At 61.8% G+C, this 23,943-nt stretch carries 24 protein-coding genes; 9 read left to right on the plus strand and 15 right to left on the minus strand.

The window, feature by feature from the left end:
• Nucleotides 1–16 precede the first annotated feature (16 nt).
• Nucleotides 17–1,558, plus strand: coding sequence for a nitric oxide reductase transcriptional regulator NorR (norR, locus tag HBO24_RS20530; RefSeq protein ID WP_170060200.1), 1,542 nt, complete (start codon nt 17–19; stop codon nt 1,556–1,558).
• Nucleotides 1,559–1,615: 57 nt separating this feature from the next.
• On the opposite strand, the gene HBO24_RS20535 is transcribed toward norR, so the two are convergent.
• Nucleotides 1,616–2,527 (minus strand): DMT family transporter, encoded by a 912-nt coding sequence (locus HBO24_RS20535; RefSeq protein ID WP_170060201.1) that lies wholly within the window; start codon nt 2,525–2,527, stop codon nt 1,616–1,618.
• Nucleotides 2,528–2,663: 136 nt separating this feature from the next.
• Here HBO24_RS20535 and HBO24_RS20540 point away from each other — a divergent pair, with 136 nt between their 5' ends.
• The gene (locus HBO24_RS20540) at nt 2,664–3,539 is read left to right on the plus strand and encodes an AraC family transcriptional regulator (protein ID WP_170060202.1); all 876 of its coding nucleotides are present in this window, start codon (nt 2,664–2,666) and stop codon (nt 3,537–3,539) included.
• A 31-nt stretch (nt 3,540–3,570) separates the two neighbouring features.
• On the opposite strand, the gene dacB is transcribed toward HBO24_RS20540, so the two are convergent.
• From dacB to HBO24_RS20580, 8 genes are all read right to left on the minus strand, one after another.
• On the minus strand, nt 3,571–5,025 hold the full coding sequence (gene dacB, locus HBO24_RS20545) for a D-alanyl-D-alanine carboxypeptidase/D-alanyl-D-alanine-endopeptidase (RefSeq protein WP_115127458.1): 1,455 nt from the start codon (nt 5,023–5,025) through the stop codon (nt 3,571–3,573).
• A gap of 69 nt (nt 5,026–5,094) precedes the next feature.
• Complete coding sequence (locus tag HBO24_RS20550) at nt 5,095–7,518, minus strand: TonB-dependent receptor (RefSeq protein ID WP_170060203.1); 2,424 nt, start codon at nt 7,516–7,518, stop codon at nt 5,095–5,097.
• Nucleotides 7,519–7,628: 110 nt separating this feature from the next.
• Nucleotides 7,629–7,778, minus strand: coding sequence for a type B 50S ribosomal protein L36 (gene ykgO / locus HBO24_RS20555; RefSeq protein ID WP_020297337.1), 150 nt, complete (start codon nt 7,776–7,778; stop codon nt 7,629–7,631).
• Nucleotides 7,779–7,880: 102 nt separating this feature from the next.
• Nucleotides 7,881–8,858 (minus strand): FecR family protein, encoded by a 978-nt coding sequence (locus HBO24_RS20560; protein ID WP_057958349.1) that lies wholly within the window; start codon nt 8,856–8,858, stop codon nt 7,881–7,883.
• The gene (locus HBO24_RS20565) at nt 8,855–9,433 is read right to left on the minus strand and encodes an RNA polymerase sigma factor (protein WP_115127456.1); all 579 of its coding nucleotides are present in this window, start codon (nt 9,431–9,433) and stop codon (nt 8,855–8,857) included. The genes HBO24_RS20560 and HBO24_RS20565 overlap by 4 nt, the downstream gene beginning before the upstream one ends.
• 7 nt (nt 9,434–9,440) lie before the next feature.
• The gene (locus tag HBO24_RS20570) at nt 9,441–9,767 is read right to left on the minus strand and encodes a DUF3325 domain-containing protein (RefSeq protein WP_057437857.1); all 327 of its coding nucleotides are present in this window, start codon (nt 9,765–9,767) and stop codon (nt 9,441–9,443) included.
• Nucleotides 9,767–11,341 (minus strand): PepSY-associated TM helix domain-containing protein, encoded by a 1,575-nt coding sequence (locus HBO24_RS20575; protein ID WP_170060204.1) that lies wholly within the window; start codon nt 11,339–11,341, stop codon nt 9,767–9,769. Before HBO24_RS20575 ends, HBO24_RS20570 begins: the two co-directional genes overlap by 1 nt.
• The gene (locus HBO24_RS20580) at nt 11,338–11,640 is read right to left on the minus strand and encodes a DUF3649 domain-containing protein (protein WP_057437853.1); all 303 of its coding nucleotides are present in this window, start codon (nt 11,638–11,640) and stop codon (nt 11,338–11,340) included. The genes HBO24_RS20575 and HBO24_RS20580 overlap by 4 nt, the downstream gene beginning before the upstream one ends.
• Before the next feature lie 210 nt (nt 11,641–11,850).
• Between HBO24_RS20580 and HBO24_RS20585 the strand changes: the two genes are divergently transcribed.
• The 3 genes from HBO24_RS20585 to fecA all read left to right on the plus strand — a co-directional run bounded on the left by HBO24_RS20585 (nt 11,851) and on the right by fecA (nt 15,716).
• Nucleotides 11,851–12,339 (plus strand): sigma-70 family RNA polymerase sigma factor, encoded by a 489-nt coding sequence (locus HBO24_RS20585; protein WP_057438029.1) that lies wholly within the window; start codon nt 11,851–11,853, stop codon nt 12,337–12,339.
• On the plus strand, nt 12,336–13,280 hold the full coding sequence (locus tag HBO24_RS20590; protein WP_057958344.1) for a FecR family protein: 945 nt from the start codon (nt 12,336–12,338) through the stop codon (nt 13,278–13,280). The genes HBO24_RS20585 and HBO24_RS20590 overlap by 4 nt, the downstream gene beginning before the upstream one ends.
• Before the next feature lie 90 nt (nt 13,281–13,370).
• The gene (gene fecA / locus HBO24_RS20595) at nt 13,371–15,716 is read left to right on the plus strand and encodes a TonB-dependent Fe(3+) dicitrate receptor FecA (RefSeq protein ID WP_120731692.1); all 2,346 of its coding nucleotides are present in this window, start codon (nt 13,371–13,373) and stop codon (nt 15,714–15,716) included.
• A gap of 123 nt (nt 15,717–15,839) precedes the next feature.
• On the opposite strand, the gene HBO24_RS20600 is transcribed toward fecA, so the two are convergent.
• Together HBO24_RS20600 and HBO24_RS20605 are read right to left on the minus strand one after the other, a co-directional pair.
• Nucleotides 15,840–16,247 carry an HPF/RaiA family ribosome-associated protein gene (locus HBO24_RS20600; protein ID WP_057437847.1) on the minus strand — a complete coding sequence of 136 codons (408 nt, stop codon included), beginning with the start codon at nt 16,245–16,247 and terminating at the stop codon, nt 15,840–15,842.
• Nucleotides 16,248–16,459: 212 nt separating this feature from the next.
• A complete protein-coding gene (locus tag HBO24_RS20605; protein WP_057437845.1) occupies nt 16,460–17,407 on the minus strand; it encodes a LysR substrate-binding domain-containing protein in 948 nt (315 codons plus the stop codon).
• Nucleotides 17,408–17,545: 138 nt separating this feature from the next.
• Here HBO24_RS20605 and HBO24_RS20610 point away from each other — a divergent pair, with 138 nt between their 5' ends.
• The 3 genes from HBO24_RS20610 (at nt 17,546) to HBO24_RS20620 (ending at nt 20,859) form a co-directional block, all read left to right on the plus strand.
• Nucleotides 17,546–18,922, plus strand: a complete 1,377-nt coding sequence (locus HBO24_RS20610) for an L-serine ammonia-lyase (protein ID WP_170060205.1) — start codon at nt 17,546–17,548, stop codon at nt 18,920–18,922.
• 60 nt (nt 18,923–18,982) lie between these two features.
• Complete coding sequence (locus tag HBO24_RS20615) at nt 18,983–20,272, plus strand: serine/threonine transporter (protein WP_057437841.1); 1,290 nt, start codon at nt 18,983–18,985, stop codon at nt 20,270–20,272.
• Nucleotides 20,273–20,541: 269 nt separating this feature from the next.
• Nucleotides 20,542–20,859 carry a DUF3509 domain-containing protein gene (locus tag HBO24_RS20620; RefSeq protein ID WP_170060206.1) on the plus strand — a complete coding sequence of 106 codons (318 nt, stop codon included), beginning with the start codon at nt 20,542–20,544 and terminating at the stop codon, nt 20,857–20,859.
• A gap of 1 nt (nt 20,860) precedes the next feature.
• Here the strand turns inward: HBO24_RS20620 and HBO24_RS20625 are convergent, their stop codons facing one another.
• The 3 genes from HBO24_RS20625 to HBO24_RS20630 all read right to left on the minus strand — a co-directional run bounded on the left by HBO24_RS20625 (nt 20,861) and on the right by HBO24_RS20630 (nt 22,055).
• Nucleotides 20,861–21,310 (minus strand): phosphate-starvation-inducible PsiE family protein, encoded by a 450-nt coding sequence (locus HBO24_RS20625; protein ID WP_032857668.1) that lies wholly within the window; start codon nt 21,308–21,310, stop codon nt 20,861–20,863.
• A 160-nt stretch (nt 21,311–21,470) separates the two neighbouring features.
• The gene (locus HBO24_RS29655; RefSeq protein WP_262153157.1) at nt 21,471–21,659 is read right to left on the minus strand and encodes an antitoxin; all 189 of its coding nucleotides are present in this window, start codon (nt 21,657–21,659) and stop codon (nt 21,471–21,473) included.
• A 66-nt stretch (nt 21,660–21,725) separates the two neighbouring features.
• Complete coding sequence (locus HBO24_RS20630) at nt 21,726–22,055, minus strand: DUF6124 family protein (protein WP_170060207.1); 330 nt, start codon at nt 22,053–22,055, stop codon at nt 21,726–21,728.
• A gap of 430 nt (nt 22,056–22,485) precedes the next feature.
• On the opposite strand from HBO24_RS20630, the gene HBO24_RS20635 reads away from it, so the two are divergent.
• The gene (locus HBO24_RS20635) at nt 22,486–22,746 is read left to right on the plus strand and encodes a YebG family protein (protein ID WP_003188807.1); all 261 of its coding nucleotides are present in this window, start codon (nt 22,486–22,488) and stop codon (nt 22,744–22,746) included.
• Nucleotides 22,747–22,778: 32 nt separating this feature from the next.
• On the opposite strand, the gene HBO24_RS20640 is transcribed toward HBO24_RS20635, so the two are convergent.
• Nucleotides 22,779–23,819, minus strand: a complete 1,041-nt coding sequence (locus HBO24_RS20640; RefSeq protein WP_057958339.1) for a Glu/Leu/Phe/Val dehydrogenase dimerization domain-containing protein — start codon at nt 23,817–23,819, stop codon at nt 22,779–22,781.
• Nucleotides 23,820–23,943: the final 124 nt, after the last annotated feature.

Here is a 23,943-nt window from a genome sequence, read left to right on the forward strand (position 1 = left end):
ACTACAAGGAGTCATTATGACTGCACATTCCCTGCTCACCACCCTGCTGCCACTGGTGGCTGACCTGTCCCGTGAACTGCCGGAAGGCGAGCGTTACCGACGCCTGCTGCAAGCCATGCGCACCCTGCTGCCCTGTGATGCCGCCGCGCTGTTGCGCCTGGACGGCGAATGGCTGGTACCCCTGGCCGTGGACGGCCTGAGCCCGGACACCCTGGGCCGTCGCTTCAAGATCAGCGAACACCCGCGCTTTGCCGTGCTGCTGAGCAGCCCCGGCCCGACCCGCTTTGACAGTGACAGCGAACTGCCCGACCCCTACGACGGCCTGGTCGATGGCCTGCACGGGCATCTGGAGGTCCACGACTGCATGGGCTGCCCGCTGTTTGTCGACGACCATCCCTGGGGCCTGCTGACCCTGGATGCCCTGGACACCGAGCGGTTTGACCGGGTCGAACTGGACGCCTTGCAGGCCTTCGCCAGCCTCGCCGCCGCCACGGTCAATGTGGCCGAACGCATGGAGCACCTGGCCCTGCGCGCCGAAGACGAACACCAGCGTGCGGAAATCTATCGCCAGGCCAGCGGCCATCAGCACAAGGAAATGATCGGCCAGAGCAAGACCCACAAGCGCCTGGTGGAAGAAATCAAACTGGTGGGCGGCAGCGACATGACCGTGTTGATCACCGGTGAAACCGGGGTCGGCAAGGAGCTGGTGGCCCAGGCCATCCACGCTGCCTCGCCCCGCGCGGAGAAGCCGCTGATCAGCCTCAACTGCGCCGCCCTCCCGGAAACCCTGGTGGAAAGCGAGCTGTTCGGCCACGTGCGCGGCGCGTTTACCGGCGCGCTGAACGAGCGTCGGGGCAAGTTTGAATTGGCCAACGGTGGCACCCTGTTCCTCGACGAAGTGGGAGAGTTGTCACTGACGGTCCAGGCCAAGCTGTTACGCGTCCTGCAAAGCGGGCAGTTGCAGCGGCTGGGTTCGGATAAGGAGCATCAAGTGGACGTGCGCCTGATCGCCGCCACCAACCGCGACCTGGCCGCCGAGGTGCGCAACGGCCGCTACCGCGCCGACTTCTATCACCGCTTGAGCGTGTACCCCCTGCAAGTGCCGGCCCTGCGTGAACGCGGGCGCGATGTGTTGTTGCTGGCGGGATTTTTCCTCGAACAGAACCGTTCACGCATGGGCCTGGGCAGCCTGCGCCTGACCAGCGATGCCCAGGCGGCGTTGTTGACTTATGGTTGGCCCGGGAATGTGCGCGAGCTGGAACACCTGATCGGCCGCAGCGCGTTGAAGGCCCTGGGCAATTGCCGCGAGCGGCCGAAGATCCTCAGCCTCAGTGCCAAGGACCTGGACTTGCCCAATGACTCTGCACCCTTGATAGAAGAGCCTGGCGAAATCCCCGTGGTGACTGGCGATCTGCGCCAGGCCACCGAGCACTACCAAAGGCAAGTGATCAGCGCCTGCCTGGAGCGCCACCAGTACAACTGGGCCAGCGCCGCCCGCGAACTGGGCCTGGACCGCGCCAACCTGGGGCGCATGGCCAAGCGCCTGGGCCTGAAGTAACGCGGATCACACTGTGGGAGCTGGCTTGCCAGCTCCCACATTAGATCTTCTTGCACATTAGGTTTGCTTCGGTTGCAAAAGCGGGCTCACAGGCGCAACCGCCCTGGGCTTACGAAACACCAGCACATTCCCCAGCATCACCAATACCAACCCGGCCAGCGCCGGGGCGCTCCATTGGTAGCCCTCGAACAGCGCCGAAACGTTCAATGCCACCACCGGGAACAGCACCGTGCAATACGCCGCCCGCTCCGGGCCCATGCGGCCGACCAGGGTCAGGTACGCGGTAAAGCCAATCACCGAACCGGGGATCACCAGGTACAGCAGCGAGCCGATATAGCGGGTGCTCCACTCCATCTCAAACGGAATGCCCTGGACCACGCAGTACAGCGCCAGCATCGACGCGCCATAGGCCATGCCCCAGGCGTTGGTGGTCAACGGCCTGAGCCCGGCTTTCTGTTGCAGGCTCGACAACATATTGCCTGCCGAGAAACACAGGGTGCCCAGCAGCGCCAGGCCCAGGCCCAACAGTGTTTCGGGGCTAGCGGTATGCCCGACCAGTTCCGGCCAGAACAGCAGCCCCAGCCCCAACAACCCAAGGCCGCCGCCCAGCAGTACATTGCGCGCAACTTTCTGGCCGAAGAACACCCGCGCATTCAACGCATTCCACAGTGTCGCGGTGGAGAACACCACGGCCACCAGGCCGCTGGGGATCCACTGGCTGGCCGTGAGGAAGCACATGAAGTTCACACAAAACAGGCACAAGCCCTGGGCCAGGCAGATCAGGTGACCCCGACGGTTCATCACCTGCAGTTTGCGGCTGAGCAACAGCAGCCCAAACAGCACCAGTGCCGCCAGGCCGAAGCGATAGACGATCGAGACCGGAATTTCCACCACGCCCAATTGCCACTTGAGGGCAATCCAGGTGGTGCCCCAGATCAGCACGGTCAGTAAATACAGGGATAGGTTCATGGCGCACTCCGGTGGTTGAGCCACAGTTTCACCCCGCCTTGCTGCTGGGCACTTGCAGATTCTTGCGCTTTTGTCGGGCCGAGGGATCACAGCGCCAGCCGCCGGGAGTAGGATGCAAGGCGTCGGAGAGAACCCCATGTCTGCACTGGAAAACCTGCAAGTCTTCAAAGCCCTGAACAGCTCGCCCAACGCTCGCCTGGAGCTGTCTGCCGAGCTTGGGGACGGCTTGTCTGCAGCTTTGTGGAGCAACCACCACGACGCCCAGGATTACCAGGCGCCCAGCCATCACACCTTGTCTTGCTATGTGGCCGGCGGCACCGGCACTTTCCGGCGCAACCAGCCCGACACCAAGGGCGGCCCCGACAAGCTGTGCATCCTGCCCGCCGAGCATCAGTCGGCCTGGGTGATCAATGGTGAAATCCGCCTGGCCCATGTGTACTTCAGCCCCGAGCAATTTGCCCTGGGTTGCGTCACCCTGCTGGACCGTGAACCCCGCGCCTTGCAACTGCGCGAAAGCACCTTTCTGGAAGACGAACAGCAAGCGCGACGTTTTCATCAACTGATCCGCCTCAATTGGCAGGAACCGGCAGAACGCTTGCTGACCAGCAGCCTGGCCTTTGAAATGCTCAACCATACCCTGCTGAGCCAGGTCGGCCTGCGTGAGGGGTTGCGACTCAAGGGCGGCCTGGCGGCGCACCAGCGCCGGCAGTTGGTGGAGTACATCGACCAGCAACTGGCCGAGCCGATCAGCCTTGGGCAACTGGCGGGGCTGTGCGCCTTGTCGGAATACCACTTCGCGCGGATGTTTCGCACAAGCTTTGGCCTGCCGCCCCATCAATATGTACTGGCCCGCCGCCTGTCCCGGGCCCAGGCCCTGTTGCGCAGCGGCTCACTGCCGCTGGGGGAAATTGCCCTGGCGTGTGGGTTTTCCAGCGCCAGCCACTTTACCAACCGGTTTCGCCAGGCAATGGGAGCGACACCGGGGGAATACCGGCAGGCGTTCCAGCCCTAGAGGCCTTACACAAAACCAATGCGTGCGGGTTTCAATCGAGGCTTTGTGCCAGGACCACGGCGAGTCGATCTTCCAGCGCCTTGATCCGGCTCCCCTGCACCACATAGTTGTTGGTCAGCATCGAAAACACCAACCGCCGCCCACCCGCATCGGTGATGTAGCCCGTCAACGAAGACACCCCACCCATCGACCCCGTCTTGGCCTGCAGGTTGTTTTGCGCCGCTGTCCCGCGCAGGCGGTAACGCAGGCTGCCGCCGTCCAGGCGGTCCGGGTTGCCGGCGATGGGCAGTGCGTCGTACCAGGCGTTGAACCACGGCTGCTTGTTAATGGCCAGCAACAGGTCGGTGAAGTTCTGCGCCGACACCAGATTACGTCGCGACAAACCCGAGCCATCCACCTGGCTTAATGTTGCCGGGTCCAGGCCCTGGCGCTTGATAAAGTCGGCCACCGCCGCAACCCCGGCCGCCGCCGTGCCAGCATTCGCCTGCTGGCGCCCCATGGCCTTGAGCAGCGCTTCGGCCATGCTGTTATTGGACAGTTTGAGCAAGGGCCTGATCAGCTCCTGCAACGGTGCCGACTGGTGTGTTGCCAGGACAGTGGCGGTCGCCGGACTCACACCACCGATCACCCGCCGCCCCTGCACGCTGATCCCCTGCTCCGCCAAGGCCTGGGCAAACAGATTGGCCACCAGTTGCGTCGGCTCCCACACGCTGACCCATTGGCGGCTTTGCTTGCCCGGCGGTAACGCGCCGCTCAGGCGCAGCAGGTTGCTGCCATGCTGGCGATTGAGCCCATAGCTATTGCCCGGGCCGCTGACGGCCAGGTTGCTGAGCTGTACATAGTCGGTGGGCGGACTCAGGGTGACATCCAGCGGCTGGCCGACCGTTGTGGGCGCCTTGGCCGTGACGATCAAGGTGCCCGCATCAAAATCAGCATTGGGTGACACGGTCAGCGCGGAAATCTGCGCGCCGTAATACTTGTCTTCGTCGTCATGGGCCCAATCCACACCCAAGCGCTCGGCGTCGAACCAGCTGTCATCGAACACCATATCGCCCTGGACCTGACGGATGCCCTGGGCGGCGAGGCTCGCCGCCAGCGCCTGGTAATCCGCCCACTGGATCGTCGGGTCACCCAGCCCCCGCAGGTACAGGTTGCCCAGCAGGCGCGTGCCCTGTTGGCTGCCATTGCTCAACAACTGCGTAGAAAACCGATACTGCGGGCCCAGTACATCCATGGCCGCCGCAGTGGTCAGCAGTTTCAGGCTGGAGGCCGGCACCAGCCGCGTGCGTGGGTTGTGCTGGTACAGCGTGTTGCCGCTGCGAGCATCACGCACCATCAGCGAAACACTGGCACCCGCCAAGGCAGGATCAGCCAACAATTGGTCCAGCGCCTGTTCGCCGGTTTTCGAAGGCGTGGCACAGCCACCCAATAACAGGCTCACGCCCACCAGCATGGCGCTGGTGTGTATCCATCGTCCCAACTGCATCAAACCGTCCCGGCAATCATCAAAGAGCGCAACGCTAGCAGCTCAGGCCGCCAGCGTCATCGCCGACGGTCAGAACTCCAGGGTACTGGACAACGACACCTGGCGCGCATCGCCCATGGACACAAACAAGCGGCTGACGGCCGAGGTGTAGTAGGTACGGTCAAACAGGTTCTTCACATTGAGCTGGAACTTGACCTTCTGCCCGTCAACCTTGGTGTCATAGGTGGCAAACGCATCGGCCACGGTGTAGCCCGGCAGGTCGAAGCTGTTGAGGGCATCGCCGGCCCGCTCGCCCACATAACGCGCACCGGCACCGACGCGCAATTGGTCGCCGCCGACGATGGTGCCGAAGTCATATACGGCTGAAACAGAGCCGGAGTTTTTCGCCACGTTCTGCAGGCCCTTGCCTTTGTAGGTCGGGTCTTCGGTGACCTCGGCATCGGTGTAGGCATAGCTGCCGATCAGGCTCCACTGGTCGGTCAACTGCCCACTCAGGTCCATTTCCAGGCCACGGGAGCGCACCTTGCCGGCGACGCTGTAGATCGAGGTCGCGCCCTCGGTGATCGACACCAGCACGTTGCGTTTTTGGATATCAAACAAGGCCACGTTAGCGGTAATACGCCCTGGCATATCGAGCTTGGCCCCCAGCTCCCAGGATTTGGACTGTTCCGGGGCGATGCTGCCGTCGATCACCATCTTGTTGTCCAGCGGCGCAATGGTGGAGTTGGGTTTGAACGATTCGGTGTAGCTGCCATAGAACGACAGCTCATCGGTGTAGCGATACACCAGGCCGGCACGAGGCACCCACTTCTGGCCGTTGCTGTTGGTGTTGGCCGTGAACGGGCGGCCCTTGCCGGCGTATTGGTCGTATGCCTGGAAGCGCGCACCGCCGACCAGGATCCACTGGTCGGTGAGGTGAATGGCGTCCTGGAAAAACACCGAATCGCTGCGCAGCAGGTCGGTCTGGTTGCTGTCCGGCGCGCTGACGTTGGTGCCCGCCACTTCGCGGCCGTACACCGGGTCGTTGTAGTTGAACACGCTGCGGCTGGCCTGGCGGATCAGGTCGGCGCGGTAGATTTTGCGGTACTCGTCATCCAGGCCGAATACCAGGTCATGGCGCATGCCGGCCACGTCCACCTTGCCTTCAAGGCTCACGGTGGTGAAGCGGTCGGTGGTCAGCGCGCCCTGGGTGCCGTCCATGTTGCGCGTCAAGGTGCCATTGGCATTGACCTTAGTCACACGCACCTGGCTGGCGTCGTAGGTTTCGCGGTTCCAGCTGTAGCCGAAGTGGGCCTTCCAGTCGTCGTTCAGGTCGTGGTCGACTTGGACGCGATACAGGTCCGAGCGGCCTTCCATATTGTTGAAGGGCTCATCCAGGCGGCGCGTGGCGGGGATGTCCAGCGGGTGATTGGTCTTGGGGTCGATGGCCGTGCCACGGTCGAACGGCGAGAGAAATTCGCGGTGCTCGTAGGCCAGCAGCACCTGGGTGGTGTCGCCGTACCAGGCCAGGGACGGCGCGATCAGGCTTTCGCGATAGGTGCCGAAGTTGCGCCAGTAGTCCTCATCCTGATGGTCGACGATCAAGCGGTAAGCCAGGCCGCTGTCGCCCAACGGGCCGGTGGTGTCGAGGTTGCCGCCGCTGCCGTTCTTGCCGCTGCCATAGGTCGAGCCACGCACGGTCAAGGCGGTGGACTGGGTCAGTTCGGGTTTCTTGCTGACAATGTTGATCACCCCGCCCGGGTCCTGGATGCCATATAGCAACGATGCCGGGCCCTTGAGCACTTCCACGCGCTCGGCGGTTTCGTTCAGCGCCCGGCCTTGCACCACGGGCATGCCGTCGCGCATCACCGAGCCATTGCGGTTGTCGCCAAAGCCACGCAGCATCACCGCATCCTGGGTGCTGCCCAAGGTGTTGGTCTGGGTGATGCCGCTGATGTTGGCCAAGGCATCATCGAGGTTGCGCGGCACCTGGTCGCGCATCACCTGGGCCGGCACCATGTTCACGGTTTGCGGGGTTTCCAGCAGCAAGCCCTGGGAGCGCATCACCGAGCTGGTGGGCGGTGGCTGGTAGCTGGTGGTTTGCTGCTGGTTGACACCGCTGATGGTGGTGGCGCCGAGGTTGACCGCGCCTTCGCTAGGCAGCGGTTCCAGGGCCAGGGTGCGGGCGTCGATCTGGCGGAAGGTCAAGCCGGAGTTGCCCAGCAGGCGCTGCAGAGCCTGGGCGGCACTCATCTGCCCACTGACGGCCGGGGCGTTGAGGGTGTAGGGGGCTTCGTCGGTGTAGACCACGCTGATGCCGGTCACCCGGCTGAAATCGCTCAGGGCCTGGGGCAACGGCTTGGCCGGCAGCGCAAAGCTGAAGACTGCGCTCTGCTCCTGCGCCGCTTGCGCCAGGCTCAGGGGTTGTAATGCCAGGCCTGAAGCGGCCAGAAGGGAGGCTCCCAGCCACTGTTTAACCGAACCGCCTACCGCCGATTTTGCCCTGGACTTCATGCTTGAGAACCCGTGTAGAAAACGCTGTTAATGCGAATTGATCGCAGTTTCAAGCACTACACGGATGGCGTGGGGTTTTACCTCAGGTGAAATTGAAAATAATTTCAACATCAGCCTTTATTCTTGTTTTTCGCCCCGCCCTGCCGGGCCTTGAAGCGTGGGTTGGATTTGCAGATCACATAGATCCGCCCCCGGCGCTTGACGATCTGGCAGTCGCGATGACGGTTCTTGGCTTCTTTGAGGGAGGACAGGACTTTCATAGGGTGGCTCCTTTGCATGAATGTAATAACATATCATAAATGCAAATAAGAATAATTATCAACTTTCTCTTCAGGCGTTCACGATTCCTGTGGGGCTGGTTTTTAGCGGACCACGATCAACCGCCCCAACACACTGTGCTGCTCAAAGCCCAGCACCGCTTGCAATGCCTTGAGCACCGCCTCGGGGTCTTTGCTCGGAAAGCTGCCGCTGACCCGGCGGGCGCCGAGTTCGTCATTGAACAGCAGGATGCGGCCGGGGTAGTAACGGCCCAGGTCCTTGACCACATCGGCCAGCGGGGTCTTGTAGTAGTTGAGCCAGCCATCGCGCCAGCCCAGGCGCGATTCACTGTCCACCGCATGCCGCTCATCAGCCACACCCTCGGCGTAGGCCACTTGCTGGCCGGCCGTCAGTATTTGCTGAGGACCCTGGGCCGACGGCGTAACCCCTACCCGCCCCGACAGCACCGTCACCTGGGCGCCCGCCGGTTGCAGGCGCACTTCAAATTGGGTGCCCAGCACCCGCACTTCGCCGCTGTCGGCGTGCACCACAAAGGCTTGCCCGGTGTGGGCCACGCTGAAGAAACCGGCACCGCGACGCAATTGGATATGCCGCTCACCGTGACTGAAATCCACGGCAATCGCGCTGTCGGCATCCAGGGTGACTTGGCTTTGATCAGCCAGGGTCACGGTTTTGACTTCACCCGGCGCACTGACGTAATCGGCGCCCAGGTCATCGACCCAGCGCTGCGGCTGCCACCCCGCGCCCAGCGACACCATCAGCACCAGGCACGCCGCCACTGCCAGCGCTGCAGACCAGCGGCGCATGCGGGAGCCTTTCGCACCGTCCATGGCCTTGAGGTAACGCTGCAAGGCCAACGCGTCTTCGTCAGCCAGAGTACTCGCCGGGACTTCGCTCAGTTCCCACAGCACCTGGGCCTGGGCATACGCCTCGACATGGGCCGGGTCGGCACGCAACCAGTGGCTGAAGGTAGCCTGGTCGCCACTGCTCGGCGCATCGTGCAGCAGGCTGAGCCAGGCCAGGGCGGCCTGTTCCTGGGCGGGTGTCGGGGTGACGTTCACGGTGCTTTCCCTGGCGAGCGTGGCGGATGGGCTTGCCGAAGGCTGGCTTTGCAGGCCTCGAGGGCGCGCATCATATGTTTTTCCACGGCACTTTGGGACAGGCCCATGGCCTTGGCGATTTCTGCGTATTTGCGCCCGTGGATGCGGTTGAGCAAAAAGATCTGCCGCGTACGCTCCGGCAAGCTGCGCAGCGCCGCTTCGACATGGCGCAGATCGTTGCCCGCTTCCAGCGCGGCCTGGGGCTCGGAGCTGTGATGGTCGTGCTGCTCCGGCATCCAGCCTTCAGTGCCGCGCACCCGCGCGTTTTCGCTGCGCAGGTGGTCGATGGCGATATTGCCGGCGCAGCGCAGCAGGTAGGTGCTGAGTTCTTCGACCTGCACCAGGGGCCGGCGCCAGAAACGCAGAAACAGGTCCTGTACCAGGTCCGCTGCCGTCGCCCGGCAGCCTACGCGGCGACTGACCAACGCCTCCATCTGTGAACGCTGGGACAAAAATACCTGCAGGAAATGTGCGCGCCCGCCCGACGCTTCTGCGTGGGGCTGATCCTGGGACTCGGGCGGCGTGGCGATCATCAAAAGGCGCTCAGAGGGTCGCGAAAGCCGCAACGGGGCTGACCAGCAGGCCGACGCCCGCGAGAACCAGGGCCAGCCTTGGCCGATACGGCAACAGCAGCACCAGCAACAGCCCGCTGAGCATCAGCACCGCGCACCAGTCCACCAGGCCCCGGCTCCAGCCGGCCATGTGTACCGCCGGCCAGATCGACAACCCCAGCAACAACCAACCGCCCACGCGCAACCCCAGGCGCCGCCGTGGCGAAGGTTTGCTGTGCAGCAACTCGCCATGGTGACGGTCCAGGGACAGGCACAGTGCAACAAAGCCCGCATAGCACAGCAACAAGGCCAGCAACATCAGTGCACCTCGCTTTTGAGGGTCAGTGGGCGGGCGCGCTCGGCCCGGGGCTGGGCGGCGCTGCGGTATTGCATTTTCCAAGCGGCCCAGGCCAGGAACAGGCCGCTGCCCAGGCAGGTCAGGTCAAAGCCGGCCATGGCCCAATCACCCTTGGCCACTGACACGCCCAGATGCTCGGAGGTGGTCAGCGCATTGAGCAGCGGCACCGCCATAAACAGCACGGCGCCCAGGCCCAATTGCTCGATCCAGGCACGGCGGCCACGCCGCAACATGGCATGGAGCAGGGTCAGGCCCCAAGCGATAAAGAAACTTTGCACTTCCCAGTCCGAGCGTTCGGCGAAGCTCACAGGCAGCAGGCGATTGGCCCAGAAAAACGCGGCAATGGCGATGACCAGCCCGGACATGCTGGCAATGTTCAGCACTTCCACCAGGCGCAACTCAAACGGCATCACCCCGGTCTTTACATGCTTGAGCTGACGCTTGCCCAGCCAGATCACCAGGCCGGTGCCAATCATCGCCGTGCCCGCCAGGCCGCAGATAAAGTACAACCAGCGCAGCAGCGGGCCGGCGAAGTGCCCCATGTGCAGGCCATAGAAGCTGCCGCTGATCGCCTTCGGCAGCGACTGTTCGGCACTCACCCGCAGCAGTTCGCCGGTGGAGCCATTAAAGGACACGGTGCTGCCGAAATCATGCACCACCCGGTCAGAACCGGCGCGGGAGACATTGACTGCGGCATTCACATCGCCGGGGTTGTTCACCGCCAGCCGCCCCACGTGCCCACCGTCCCACTGCGCCCGTGCCTGTTCTACCAGCGGCGCCAAGGGCAGCAGCTTGCCCGGCTGGCCGAGGGCCGGTGCGTTGTTGGTGGAAGGGAACAATTCATTGAAGAAGGCGCGGGTGTCGCCGTCATAGGACGCAAGGATGCTGGCGGGCATGACCATGGTCATGAAAATCACCAGACTGCTGTAGGTGATCATCAGGTGGAACGGCAACACCAGCACACCCACCGCGTTGTGCCCATCGAGCCAGGAGCGCTGGCCCTTGCGCGGGCGGAAGGTGAAGAAGTCCTTGAAGATTTTCTTGTGGGTGATGATCCCGGTGATCAGCGCGACGAACATCACCATCGCCGCAATGGTCGACAACCAGCGACCCCACGGGTGAGGCATCTGCAACTGGAAGTGGAACCGGTAGAAGAACTCGCCGCCCATGGTTTCCCGGGCCTGGAGTTGCTCGCCGGAGACCGGGTCGAGCATTTTTTCAATGAAATTGCCGCGCCGGCCAGGGTCGACCTTGTCTTGCCACATCACCGACAAACCGGGGTCGCGGCTGTTGGGCAGGCCGATAAACCAACGCGCCGCCGTGGGGGCGTGCTGTTCCAGATAGCTTTGCGCCACGGCCACACTGCGTGCATCGTCCACCGCATGGGCGGGCACTTCCGGCTGCATCCAGTGGGTGATTTCGCCCTTGAAGTAAGCCAGGGTGCCGGTGAGGAAAATCGCGAACAGCAACCAGCCGAAAATCAACCCGGCCCAGGTGTGCAACCAGGCCATGGCCTGACGGAAACCCTCTTTCATGGGCGCGCCATCCAATAGGCCAGGCCTGCCAGGGTGGCCAGTATCGCGCAGGGCACCAGCACGCCAAACCAGGCGCGGGCGGCACTGCGGCAGGCAAAACACCAGATCACCGCCAGCAGGTAGAACACAAAGGAACTGAGCATGCCGCTGACCACCGCATCGGCGCGGGAGATTGGCAGCCACAAGGTCAGGCACACGCTGGCCAGGGACGCCAGCACATAGCCACCGACCACAGCCGCCAGCACCCGCGACGTCACGCCGAGACGATAGGAAACAGGAAGTGATGCTTTGCTTTTCATGCCAGTGGCACCTGGTTATCAGGGGCGGGAGTTTAATGATAATTATTCTTATAAGCAAAAGAGAACGGATGAAGCGAATACCCACAGGGTTTTGTGTCGGCTTTAAAACGGCTATCGGTCCTGTGCTGATTGCCGAATGCCACCTGGCCACTCTACAATGCGAACAATTCTCGTTATCTAAAGCATGCAGATGCTGCCGGAGTGTTCGCGTTGCGGCCGTCCAATACCGTCGAAGTCCTGTATCACGACCATCACCACTGGCTGACCGGCTGGTTGCGACGCAAGCTCGGCTGCCCGCACAGCGCCGCCGACCTGGCCCAGGACACGTTTATCCGGGTGTTGAGCGCCCGCGAAACCCCGACGCTGATCGAGCCCCGCGCCTTCCTCACCACCATCGCCAAGCGCGTGCTGTTCAACCACTACCGCCGCCAGGACCTGGAGCGCGCCTACCTCGACGCCCTGGCGCAAATGCCTGAACTTGCTGCGCCATCAGAAGAAGAGCGGGCGATCATCCTGCAAACCCTGATGGAGCTGGACCAGTTGCTCGACGGTTTGCCCGTACTGGTCAAACGCGCCTTCCTGCTGGCCCAGCTCGATGGCCTGACCTACGCGCAAATCGCTGCCGAACTGGGGATTTCCATCGCCACCGTCAAACGTCATCTGAACAAAGCGGCCATGCGCTGCTATTTCGCCCTATGAACCCCACCACACACTTCTCGACCCAGGTCGCCGAACAGGCGGTGCAATGGCTGATGCAAATGCAGCAAGGCCCGCTCAACCCGCGCCAACAGGCCAAATGGCAACACTGGCTGGAGGCCCACAGCGAGCATCAACGGGCGTGGGAGCATATTCAGCGGGTCAACCAACGCCTGCGCGGCATGCCCTCGCCCCTGGCCCATGCGGCGTTGAACGCACCGCAATCCAGCAGCCGGCGCCAGGCCCTGAAACTGCTGCTGATCCTCGGCGTCGGCTCGGCGGCTACGTGGGGCTTGCGCCAGCAGCACTTGATCCCGCCGCTGACCGCCGACTACCGCAGCCCCCTCGGCCAGCGCCGCAAGGTACAACTGGCCGACGGCAGCCAGCTGCAACTCAATACTGCCAGTGCGGTGGATGTGCAATTCGATGGCCCACAGCGCCTGATCCGCCTGCTCGAAGGCGAGATATTGCTGCGCACCAGCACCCCGTTGCAGATCATCACCGGCCAGGGCGTCGTCAGCACCCAGGCGGCACAGGTGAATGTGCGTCAGTTCAACGATCACACCCAGGTCGCGGTGCTGGATGGCCAGGTGGAGATTGCACCCAGGTCCTACAGCGGCCTGCCCCTGCCCCTGGAAAAATCCCACCAGGTCAACCTCACCCGCAAAGGTTGGGATACCCCGCGCCTCACCGATGCCAACACGGGTGCCTGGGCCGACGGCATGCTGGTGGCATCGCACATGCGCCTGGCAGATTTCCTCGAGGAACTGAGCCGTTATCGCCGCGGCCAATTGCAGTGTGATCCGCAGGTGGCCAACCTGCTGATCTCCGGCAGCTACCCGCTGGACGACAGCGAACGCATCCTCGACCTGCTGCAAATCAGCCTGCCAGTCAAAGTGCGGCGGTTTACCCGCTATTGGGTCAGCGTCGAAGCCCGCGCCTGAATTATTTTCGACACCCGTGAGCCGTTTTCCGTACCTCGCGTGACAGAGAGGGAAAGCCACCCTGTTTCCCACCTCTGAGGAACGTTCTTCATGCCCCAGCAACCGACTCGCCTGACGCCACTTGCCCGTACGCTGCGCCACTTGCTGCTGGGCGCCAGCCTCAGTTTCAGCGCCCTGCCTTACGCCCTGGCGGCCGAGGCCAAGCCTTATCACATCGCCCCGGCGTCTCTGGAAGCGGCATTGAATCAATTTGGGCGTGAGGCTGGCGTGCTGATTTCGTTTGGCTCCGAAGTGACTGCCGGCGCGCAAAGCCAGGGCCTGCAGGGCAACTACACCACCGAGCAAGGTTTGAACGCATTGCTCAAGGGCACCGGCCTGCAAGCCCGCGCCGAAGGTGACAATGCCTATAGCCTGCAACCCCTGAACGCGCCGGCCCCCCTGGAGCTGGGCACCTCCAATGTGGTGGGCGACTGGCTCGGCGATGCGGCGCAGATCAATGTGTTCGAACACCCCGGCGCCCGTGATGTGATCCGTCGTGAAGAATTCGAGCGCCAGGGCGCAACCCAGGCCCGTGACGTGCTCAACCGTATTCCCGGGGTCAACGCGCCGGAAAACAACGGCACCGGCAGCCACGACATGGCGCTGAACTTCGGCATTCGCGGGCTCAACCCGCGCCTGGCGTCGCGCTCGACGGTATTGATGGACGGCATTCCGGTGCCTTTCGCGCCGTATGGCCAGCCGCAGCTGTCGTTCGCGCCCATCAGCATGGGCAACATGGATGCCGTGGACGTGGTGCGCGGCGGTGGCGCGGTACGCTACGGGCCGCAGAACGTCGGCGGTGTGGTCAACTTCGTGACTCGGGCAATTCCCGATGCACCGACGGTCAAGGGCGGCCTGCAGACCGAGACCAGCCCGTCTTCCAGCCACGATGGCTTCAAGACCACCGGCAACCTGCTGGCCGGCGGCACCGCCGACAATGGCCTGGGCGGCGCGCTGCTGTATTCCGGCACCCGCGGCGGTGACTGGCGTGAACACAGCGACACCCAAATCGACGACCTGATCCTCAAGGGCCACTACCAGCTGGACGAAGCCAACAGCTTCAATGCCATGGCCCAGTACTACGAGGGTCAGGCCGATATGCCCGGTGGCTTGAGCACGGCGGCCTACAAGGCCGACCCGTATCAATCCACCCGGCCCTACGACAAGTTCTGGGGCCGCCGTACGATGTTCAACGTAGGCTATCGCTACCAGGAAGATCGCCGGGAATTCACCGTCAACAGCTTCTTTACCAAGACCTTGCGCAGCGGTTATCTGGACCAGGGCAGCTTCCTTTCGCTGTCGCCGCGCGAATACTGGGTACGCGGCCTGGAAACCCGCCTGGCCCAAGGCTTCGACCTCGGCCCGAGCAGCCACGAGGTGGGCGTGGGCTACCGCTACATCAACGAGGCCGGGCATGAATTGCGCTACCGCACGCCGATCAGCGCCAACCAGCAACTGCCCAACACCGACAGCCGCAACGACCGCGACACCCGGGGTGGCACCGAAGCCAACGCGTTCTTTATCGACGACCGGATCGATATCGGCAAATGGACCGTGACCCCGGGCATCCGCTACGAGATGATCAAGTCCCAGCAGACCAACAACCTGACCGACGTCAAATACAAGGGTGACTACAACACCGCCCTGCCGGCGTTGAACGTGCTGTATCACCTGACCGACGACTGGAACCTGTACGCCAACACCGAAGGTTCCTTCGGCAGCGTGCAGTACAGCCAGATGCCCAACCGTGTGAGCAGCGGTGCGGTCAAGCCAGAAAAGGCCCGCACCTGGGAAGTCGGCACGCGCTACGACAATGGCGCGCTGCGCGCAGAAATCGGCGCGTTCCTGATCAACTTCGACAACCAGTACGAAAGCAACCAGACCAACGACTCGGTGATCGCCCGGGGCGAAACGCGGCACCAGGGTATCGAGTCCAGCGTCAATTACGCCCTCGACGGCTTGAGCCCGGCGCTGGCTGGCTTTGATGTGTACGCCAGCTACGCCTATGTCGATGCAACCATCCGCGAAGACGGCCCGAACAAAGGCAACCGCGTGCCCTTCTCGTCCAAGCACAAAGGCACCCTGGGCGTGGGCTACACCGAAGGCCAATGGAAGTTGAACCTGGACAGCACCTACCAGAGCAGCCAATTCGCCGATAACGCCAACACCCAGGCCGAAAGCGTGGATGGCAGCAATGGGCGCATCCCCGGCTACATGCTGTTCAGCAGCCGCGCGGCATACGACTTCGGCCCGCAGTTGTCGGATCTGAATGTGGCGGTGGGGGTGAAAAACATCTTCAACACCCAGTACTTCACCCGTTCGTTTGACGATAACAACAAGGGCAAATACGTGGGAGAACCGCGCACCGTGTATGTGCAGACCTCAGTCGCGTTCTGACGGGCCGGCAAAGATCCTGAACACACTGCTGGCCAGCTCCGACATTTGATACCTATCAGCCACAAAAAAAACGGGCCTGCATCTGCAGGCCCGTTTTGTATGGGGTTGAAAAACAGTCAGCAATCAGCTGTTAAGCGCAGCCTGTTCGTTTTCCAGGAATTCCTCTTCAAGCCCGGCTTCATCGACTTGGTTGTTGGGCGTGCGTTTCTCTGCACGCGGCTTGCCTTGCAGTCTGCCGAACAGATGCTCCAGCGCGTTATCCAGCTTGGTGGCCGCCCCGTCGATCGCTTGTTCCAGGGTGTCGGCTTTATGGATGACCGAAATCGGTTGATGGCCCTTTGGCCGCGCTTCCAGGCGGCAACTCAAATCATGGGGGCCCGGCTTGTCGCCGTTCTCATCCCGCAGGTAGACCTCGACGCGGGTCAGGTCTTCTTCATAACGTTCGAGCGTGCTCTCAATGGTAGTACGTACCCACTCCTCCAGTCGGATGCTGCTTTCAATATGGTTGTCGCTGTTGACTTGGATTTGCATAGTGTTTCCCTTATTTCAGCTAGCTCGCCAGAGATCACAACTGCAACACCGATGCGGTGAAACCATGACCTCTTAACTACACAATTGAGCACCTGAAGGAACAATTCAACCCCTATGCAAAGATAAATCCTACATTACAAATTAAGCCTGACAGCCGCCCAAAGCGCTGTTATCTTCGGGAGTTGGGTATCCCCACCTACCTGCGTAATTCCTCACAATTGACCCTCTCCCAAGGGGTGCAATCCGCGAAAAATCCCCGCCTCTTCCACCAGCCAATCATGCACCGCACGCACGCCGGGATGGTTCAGCGCGCCTGGCGCATACAGCAGCACATAGCGCTTGTGATTCGGCACCGCAAGGCCGAATGGCACGATCAGGGTGCCGCGCTCCAATTCGTCATTGAGCAGGGTGCGCCGGGCAATCGCCACGCCCATGCCGGCAATCGCCGCCTCGATGGTCAGGTGGTTGCGGTTAAAGGTGTGCCCACGTCGCACGTCGGCGTCGGGATAGCCGATCGCATTCAGGTAAAACTCCCACTCGGCGTATTCATAACTCCCACGCCAGGCCGTGATGTCGTGCAACAGCGGGAAGTGGGCCAGGTCGGCCGGACCGTGCAGCGGCGGCCGCCCGCGCAACAGGCTTGGCGCGCACACCGGGAATATCTGCTCGTCGAGCAAGGCTGTGGATAACAAACCGGGATAACTGCCGTCGTTGAGGTCGATGGCCAGATCAAAGTCGCCTTCGTGCAAGGCAATGCTGCTGTCCTCGGCCACCAACCGTAACTGGATATCCGGGAAACGCTGCTGCAAACGCGGCAAACGCGGCGTCAACCATTTGCCCAGAAAGGACGGAATCGAGCGCAGCCGCAGGGTGCCACTGATCATCCCCGCATCCAGGCGCTGCAACTCGGCATCAATGCTGCCGTAGGCCTCGCTTACCGTGGTCGCCAGCCGCTGCCCTTCGGCACTCAACTCCACGCCACGCGCCCGGCGATGGAACAGGCGAAAGCCCAGACGCTCCTCCAATTGGCGAATCTGCTGGCTGACCGCCCCAGGGGTGATGTGCAGTTCTTCGGCGCAACGGGTAAAGGATAAATGCCGTGCAGCGCAGGCAAATACGTGCAACCAGACATAGGTCTGGGCATGCAGGGGGCGAGCCATAGAGTTTAGTCCTGCTAAAGGGTGTCTTAGGATAATTCGTTGGTCAGTGCCGATCTAGAGGCTCAGTATCGCGCCTCTTCCGCTTGTCCTACAAAACATGGCAGCGATTTCCTACTCCATAGCTTGTAAGGCTTTAGCATGGCTATCAGCGTTTTTGATCTATTCAAGGTGGGCATCGGCCCATCCAGCTCCCATACCGTGGGCCCTATGCGGGCTGCGGCAACCTTCGCCCAGTCCCTCACCAACCAACAATTGCTGGAGCACACCCAACGCGTGGAAGTGCGCCTGTACGGCTCGCTGTCTGCCACCGGCGTGGGCCACGCCACCGATCGCGCGTGCGTGATGGGGTTGATGGGCGAATGGCCAGATCGGGTTGACCCCACCTCGATTGGGCCGCGTATCCAGCAGTTGCGCGAATCCTCCAGGTTAATGCTTGCAGGCCAAAAAGAAATTGCCTTCCACTGGCAGCACGATCTCCTGCTGCTGGAAGAAAGCCTGCCCTACCACCCCAACGCCATGTCCCTGCATGCCTACGGGGCAAACGGCCTGTTGAGCGAACAGACCTACTACTCGGTGGGCGGCGGTTTCATCATCGAGGCGGCCGAGGCCGAGTCGGGTATTGCTCCCACCAGCGATGTAGAGCTGCCCTACGACTTTTCCAGCGCCGTCGAACTGCTGGCCCTGTGCAACAAGCATGGCCTGCGTGTCTCTGAATTGATGATGGCCAACGAACGCGCCTGGCGTAGCGATGAAGAAATCCGTAGTGGCCTGCTGCATATCTGGTCGGTAATGCGCGAGTGCGTCGAGCAAGGCCTGCGTGATGAAGGCATCTTGCCCGGCGGCCTGGATGTGCCGCGCCGCGCCGCAAAACTGCACCGCAGCCTGCTGGAAATCGGCAAACCGAATGTGATCACCTCGACCTTGTCGGCCATGGAGTGGGTCAACCTGTTCGCCCTCGCCGTCAACGAAGAAAACGCCGCCGGTGGGCGCATGGTCACCGCACCGACCAACGGCGCGGCCGGGATCATTCCGGCAGTGCTGCACTACTACATGAAGTTCAATGCCGACGCGTCCGACGATGATGTAGTCAACTTCTTCCTGGCCGCAGCCGCCGTCGGCATCCTGTGCAAGAAAAACGCCTCGATCTCCGGCGCTGAAGTCGGCTGCCAGGGCGAAGTCGGTTCGGCCTGCGCCATGGCCGCCGCGGGCCTGGCGGATATTCTCGGCGCCACCCCCGAGCAACTGGAAAACGCCGCCGAAATCGGCCTGGAGCACAACCTCGGCCTGACCTGCGACCCCGTCGGCGGCCTGGTCCAGGTGCCCTGCATCGAGCGCAACGCCATCGCCGCCGTCAAAGCCATCAACGCCACACAAATGGCCCTGCGTGGCGACGGCAAACACTTCATTTCCCTCGACCGGGTGATCCGCACCATGCGCGATACCGGCGCCGATATGCATGACAAATATAAAGAAACTTCACGGGGCGGCCTGGCGGTCAGCTGGGTGGAGTGCTGAGGAGCACTGCTACCTGCCCCCTACGTGAGCCCGCGCAAAAATAATAATGAGGCAATAACGATGACCGATGTACGTACACCTGCTGCCGAAAATCCCGCTGCTGTCACGCAAACCGTAACGACCGGCTGGAGCAAGCACGACACCACCTGGATGCTGGGCCTCTACGGTACCGCCATCGGTGCTGGCACTCTGTTTCTACCGATCAACGCCGGGGTCGGCGGCTTCTGGCCGCTGATCGTACTGGCGCTGCTGGCCTTCCCCATGACCTTCTTCGCCCACCGTGGGCTGACGCGCTTTGTGCTGTCGGGCAAATCCGGCGACATCACTGACGTGGTGGAAGAACATTTCGGCGTCGGCGCCGGCAAGCTGATCACCCTGCTGTACTTCTTCGCCATCTTCCCGATCCTGCTGGTGTACAGCGTCGCGCTGACCAACACCCTCGGCAGTTTCATGGAACACCAACTGCACATGACTGCGCCGCCACGGGCGATCCTGTCCCTGGTGCTGATCCTCGGCCTGATGGCCATTGTGCGATGCGGCCAGGGCGTGATCGTCAAGGCCATGAGCGTGCTGGTCTACCCGTTCGTCGCCGCCTTGCTGCTGTTGGCCGTAAGCCTGATCCCCAACTGGAACGGCGCGTTCTTCGCCTCCGCCAGCGAGGGCATGCCCCTGCCGGTGTTCTTCAAGACCCTGTGGCTGGCGATTCCGGTGATGGTGTTTTCGTTTAACCATTCGCCGATCATCTCGGCCTTTGCGGTGGACCAGAAACGCGTGTACGGCGCCCAAGCCGAACGCAAGAGCAGCGGCATCCTGGCCACGGCCCACGGCATGATGGTGCTGACGGTGATGTTCTTCTGCTTCAGTTGCGTACTGGCGCTGTCACCGGCTGATCTTGCCGCCGCCAAGGCGCAGAACATTTCGATCCTGTCCTACCTGGCCAACCACTTCCAGACCCCGGTCATCGCCTACGCGGCGCCGTTGATCGCGCTGGTGGCCATCACCAAATCCTTCCTCGGCCACTACATCGGCGCCAGCGAAGGCTTCCAGGGCCTGATCGTCAAAACCCTGCGCGGGCGCAACCGCACCTTGTCGGCGCGCTGGCTGGAACGCTGCACCGCGGTGTTCATGATCCTCAGTTGCTGGGCCGTGGCCACGTTCAACCCAAGCATCCTGGGCATGATCGAAACCCTCGGCGGGCCGATCATCGCGTGCTTGCTGTTCCTGATGCCGATGTACGCAATCCGCCGCGTGCCATCGCTGCGCCAGTATTCGGGCCAGGTGTCGAATGTGTTTGTGGTGTTGGTGGGGCTGATTGCGCTGTCGGCGGTCATTTTCTCGCTGGTGCCCTGAAACAGCTCACTGCACAGATCAACCTGCGGGAGCGGGCTTGCCCGCGATAGCGCTGCATCAGTCACTGAATGGTTGGCTGATCCACCGCAATCGCGGGCAAGCCCGCTCCCACAGGGGCAGTTCGTCGTCAGAAAGATAGCTGTACGGCACGCCCCTTGCTGTACACCCACTGAAGGAAAACGGAGCTTGCGACCGGTGGTCAGGCAACACGAACCAATCGCCATACCGGTCGTCAATCAGTGCATGTTCTTATCAGGCGGTAACGCACCATGGACAATCCTTTTCAACTGATCACCGACACGTTCGCCCCCCAATACCGGGTCAACCTGAGCATCCAGCGCCTGGACGGCAGCATCATGCTGACCCTCTCCGACGACAGCGGCGTGGTCGCCAAACGCATGATCAGCGCCGAACAACGCAACGACCCGCAACGCCTCAAACGCATGGTGCAAAGTGTGCAATTCGGCATTGCCATTGAACAAGGGCACAGCGCCATGGAGATTTTGGCAGTGATGACCGACGGCGACAGTCACAAACTGCTGCAGCGCCCGCCGAGCAACCGGCCGCCCATCGCGGCCGGGCTCTGACTCAGGATTCGGACTTTTCCTTGACCGATGGGTAGCGCGACGAAGCAAAACGCACCACCAGGATGGCGAACGCCAACAACAGAATCCCGCCACACAAGTAAATGATGCCCAGGTCCGGGGCATTGTGGTGGGACACGTCGCCGATCAGCAGGCGGGTCAACGCCGTGATCGCCACGTAGAGCAGGAAGCGGATCGGCATGTGGTTGGTCTTGAAGTAGATCCCCACCATGGCGCCCAGCTCCAGGTAGATAAACAGCAACAGGATGTCATCAACGCTGATGCCGCCTTTTTGCAACATGTCGATAAAGGTCATTATTGCCGCATAGGCGGTGATTGCACCGATACCAAAAAGCGCCAGATAGTGAAACGCCTCCACTGCCAGGTTGCCCAGGGAATCTGCATTCGCGTGCAGGCTTTTGCGCACTTTGTCGGCCCACTTCATTTCTGTCATTGCTCACCACCACTGTTTAAAAAATAACCAACCCGGCCAATACCTGCGTCGTGCCTCACGGCTGATCGGATAATGCCCGTTCGGCGTGACGATAGTTAGGCATGCAGAAAAAAGGCCAGGGATTGCAGAGTGAGATGATGGCGGCTTGATATGAGGCACTTCAATCAATTGAATGTCTTGCGACCTTGACGTCAATCAGCGCCCGCATTTCTGCCATGACGTGATCATGAGGGACGCCACGGCTTGGATCATCAAGGGCAGCGTTCACCTGGGAACGGAACCAGCGGTCATAACTGGCGGCGGGCTCTTGGGTATCTGCGGGGATATCTGAGGGAAAAGAAGTCTCGATAAAAATTCAAAGCCTATGCCGATTTTGTAGGAGCTGGCTTGCCAGCTCCTGTGTATTGGGATCGGCCTATGCCACCTGCTCTAGCGCGCGGTCAACCAGTAAACCACCCATCTCCACCAACTGGTGAATTGCCAACAGCAAGCTGCGCTGTGAGCCATCAAGATCAAAAGCCAGTGTGCTTGCCATTTCACGGGCGCTATTCAAGGTTTCGCTGGCGTTGACCAGTAAGGTTTGCGTGTCAGCCCGAGGCGTTACGCTGAAAAGCGTCGCGGGGGGCTCCGGAGCAGGTTGAAGCAATTCAGACCGCAAGTAGTGATCAATGGCCCGATTGGCAGCCGCTTGCAGCCGAGCGTCATTGCGTGAGTTGTCTGGGGGGTTGGGGGAGTTCTTTTTCATGGCGTATCTCTTCTTGATCGAATGGAGATCCACCGCCGTCTGCCGCCAAGCAGATTGGGTGACGGATTGCACAAGGTTGGCGGACCGGTAAGAAGAAACCCAGCACCCCGAAGGGTCCCTGCGCAACCCGCCATGACATAGGAAAGCAGGCGTTAAAACGCCAGCAATCTTGTTGGGGGGTCGTTGCGCTACCTTCTACCGGGCCGCCAAGCCCACTCGCTGCATACGCAGCGCCCGAGGAAGGTAAGCCACCGGACAAATCCAGCGCAACCCCGGCAAGTTGTCAGAAATTTCCGTTGTAGCAAACCCCCATTTCCCAACTACATTAAAAAGCTGCTACCCAAACCCCATGGATTGGCTTATCCTTTTAGCTGTATATAAATACAGTAGTCGCAATAGACAACTATCGTGAAGGCATGTGAGGTGGTGAATGGCCGTCGAAGTGGTATACCGCAGCAGCCGAGATCTGGAGCGTTTGTTCATGGATAAAGCCGAAGCTGACCGTCATGACAAGATGCTTGAACTCGCTGAGTTGCTCGCAGAAGTGTTGCAAAAAGCCGTGCCGTCCCTGAGCGAGCAGCAGGTGGAAGAAGCCGGGATCTACATGGCGAAGAATCGCGATGTGTTTGCCAAGGCGTTCAAGAGCCAGCCGGATGCGTTGTCCGAGTTGCTGAACCCGGCGGCGGAATAAAGCCCGAATTGAACAGGCCCTGAATCGTTGATTCAGGGCCTTTTTAATAAGGGCTCGGCGTACAGCAGGCGCTCGGCCAGTTCATCGGCCACCCGCGCAGGTGAGCGTTTTTCGGCCTGGGCGTGGCCGAAGATTTCGGTCAGGCGGGTGCCGATGTTGGACAGGTGCGCGGTGATGGTCGCCAGGTCCGCGCCGTTGTGCTTGAGGGCGACATAGATCAGGCCGCCGGAGTTGATCACGTAGTCCGGTGCGTAGAGGATGCCACGCGCCTCCAATTGGTCGGCCACTTGCAGGTGGGTCAGTTGCGCGCTGGCGGAGCCGGCCACGGCGGCGCAGCGCAGTTGGGCGACGCTCTGGCGGTTGAGGACGGCGCCCAGGCCGCACGGCGCGAGAATGTCGCACGGGGTGCTGAGCAAGGCTTCGTTGGCAATCGGGTGGGCGCCCAGTTGCTCCATGGCCAGTTGCACTTTGCCAGGGTCGATATCGCTCACCAGCAATTCGGCGCCAGCGGCGTGCAGTTGTTCGGCCAGGGCGTAGCCGACGTTGCCCAGGCCCTGGATTGCCACACGCAGGCCTTCCAGGTTGTCGCTGCCCAGGCGGGCCATGGCGGCGGTGCGGATGCCGGCGAATACGCCCATGGCCGCATGGGGTGACGGGTCGCCGGCGGCGGTGGTGCTGGTGACAAAGCGCGTGTGCTGGGCGATGCAGTCCATGTCGGCCACAGAGGTGCCGCTGTCGATGGCGGTGATATAGCGGCCATCGAGCTGCTCAATACACCGGCCGAAAGCTTCGAACAGCGCGGCGCGGCTTTCCACATGGGCCGGGCGGATGATCACCGCGTTGCCACCGCCCACCGGCAGACCGGCCAGCGCGGCCTTGTAACTCATGCCTTGGGCCAGGCGCGCGGCATCGGCCACGGCGCTTTCATCGTCGGGGTAGGCCAGGTAGCGACAGCCACCCAGGGCCGGCCCCAAGCGACTGCTGTGGATGGCAATGACCGCCTTCAACCCGGTCACCGGGTCAACGCTCAGGTGCAGGGATTCAAGGCGGGTGCTGTGCATGAGAGCAAACATCGTCAAGCTCCCGAATCACTTCTTGTAGTCGCCAAGTATAGGCTGCCGGGAAAAGGTTGCCGGAGCGTGCAGGAATAAGCAGCCCGTAATTACAGGCTTTGCGACATATCCAGGTAGGCCGGTT

Origin of the sequence: Pseudomonas sp. WS 5410 (assembly GCF_012985645.1) — a bacterium.
GTDB lineage: Bacteria > Pseudomonadota > Gammaproteobacteria > Pseudomonadales > Pseudomonadaceae > Aquipseudomonas > Aquipseudomonas shahriarae.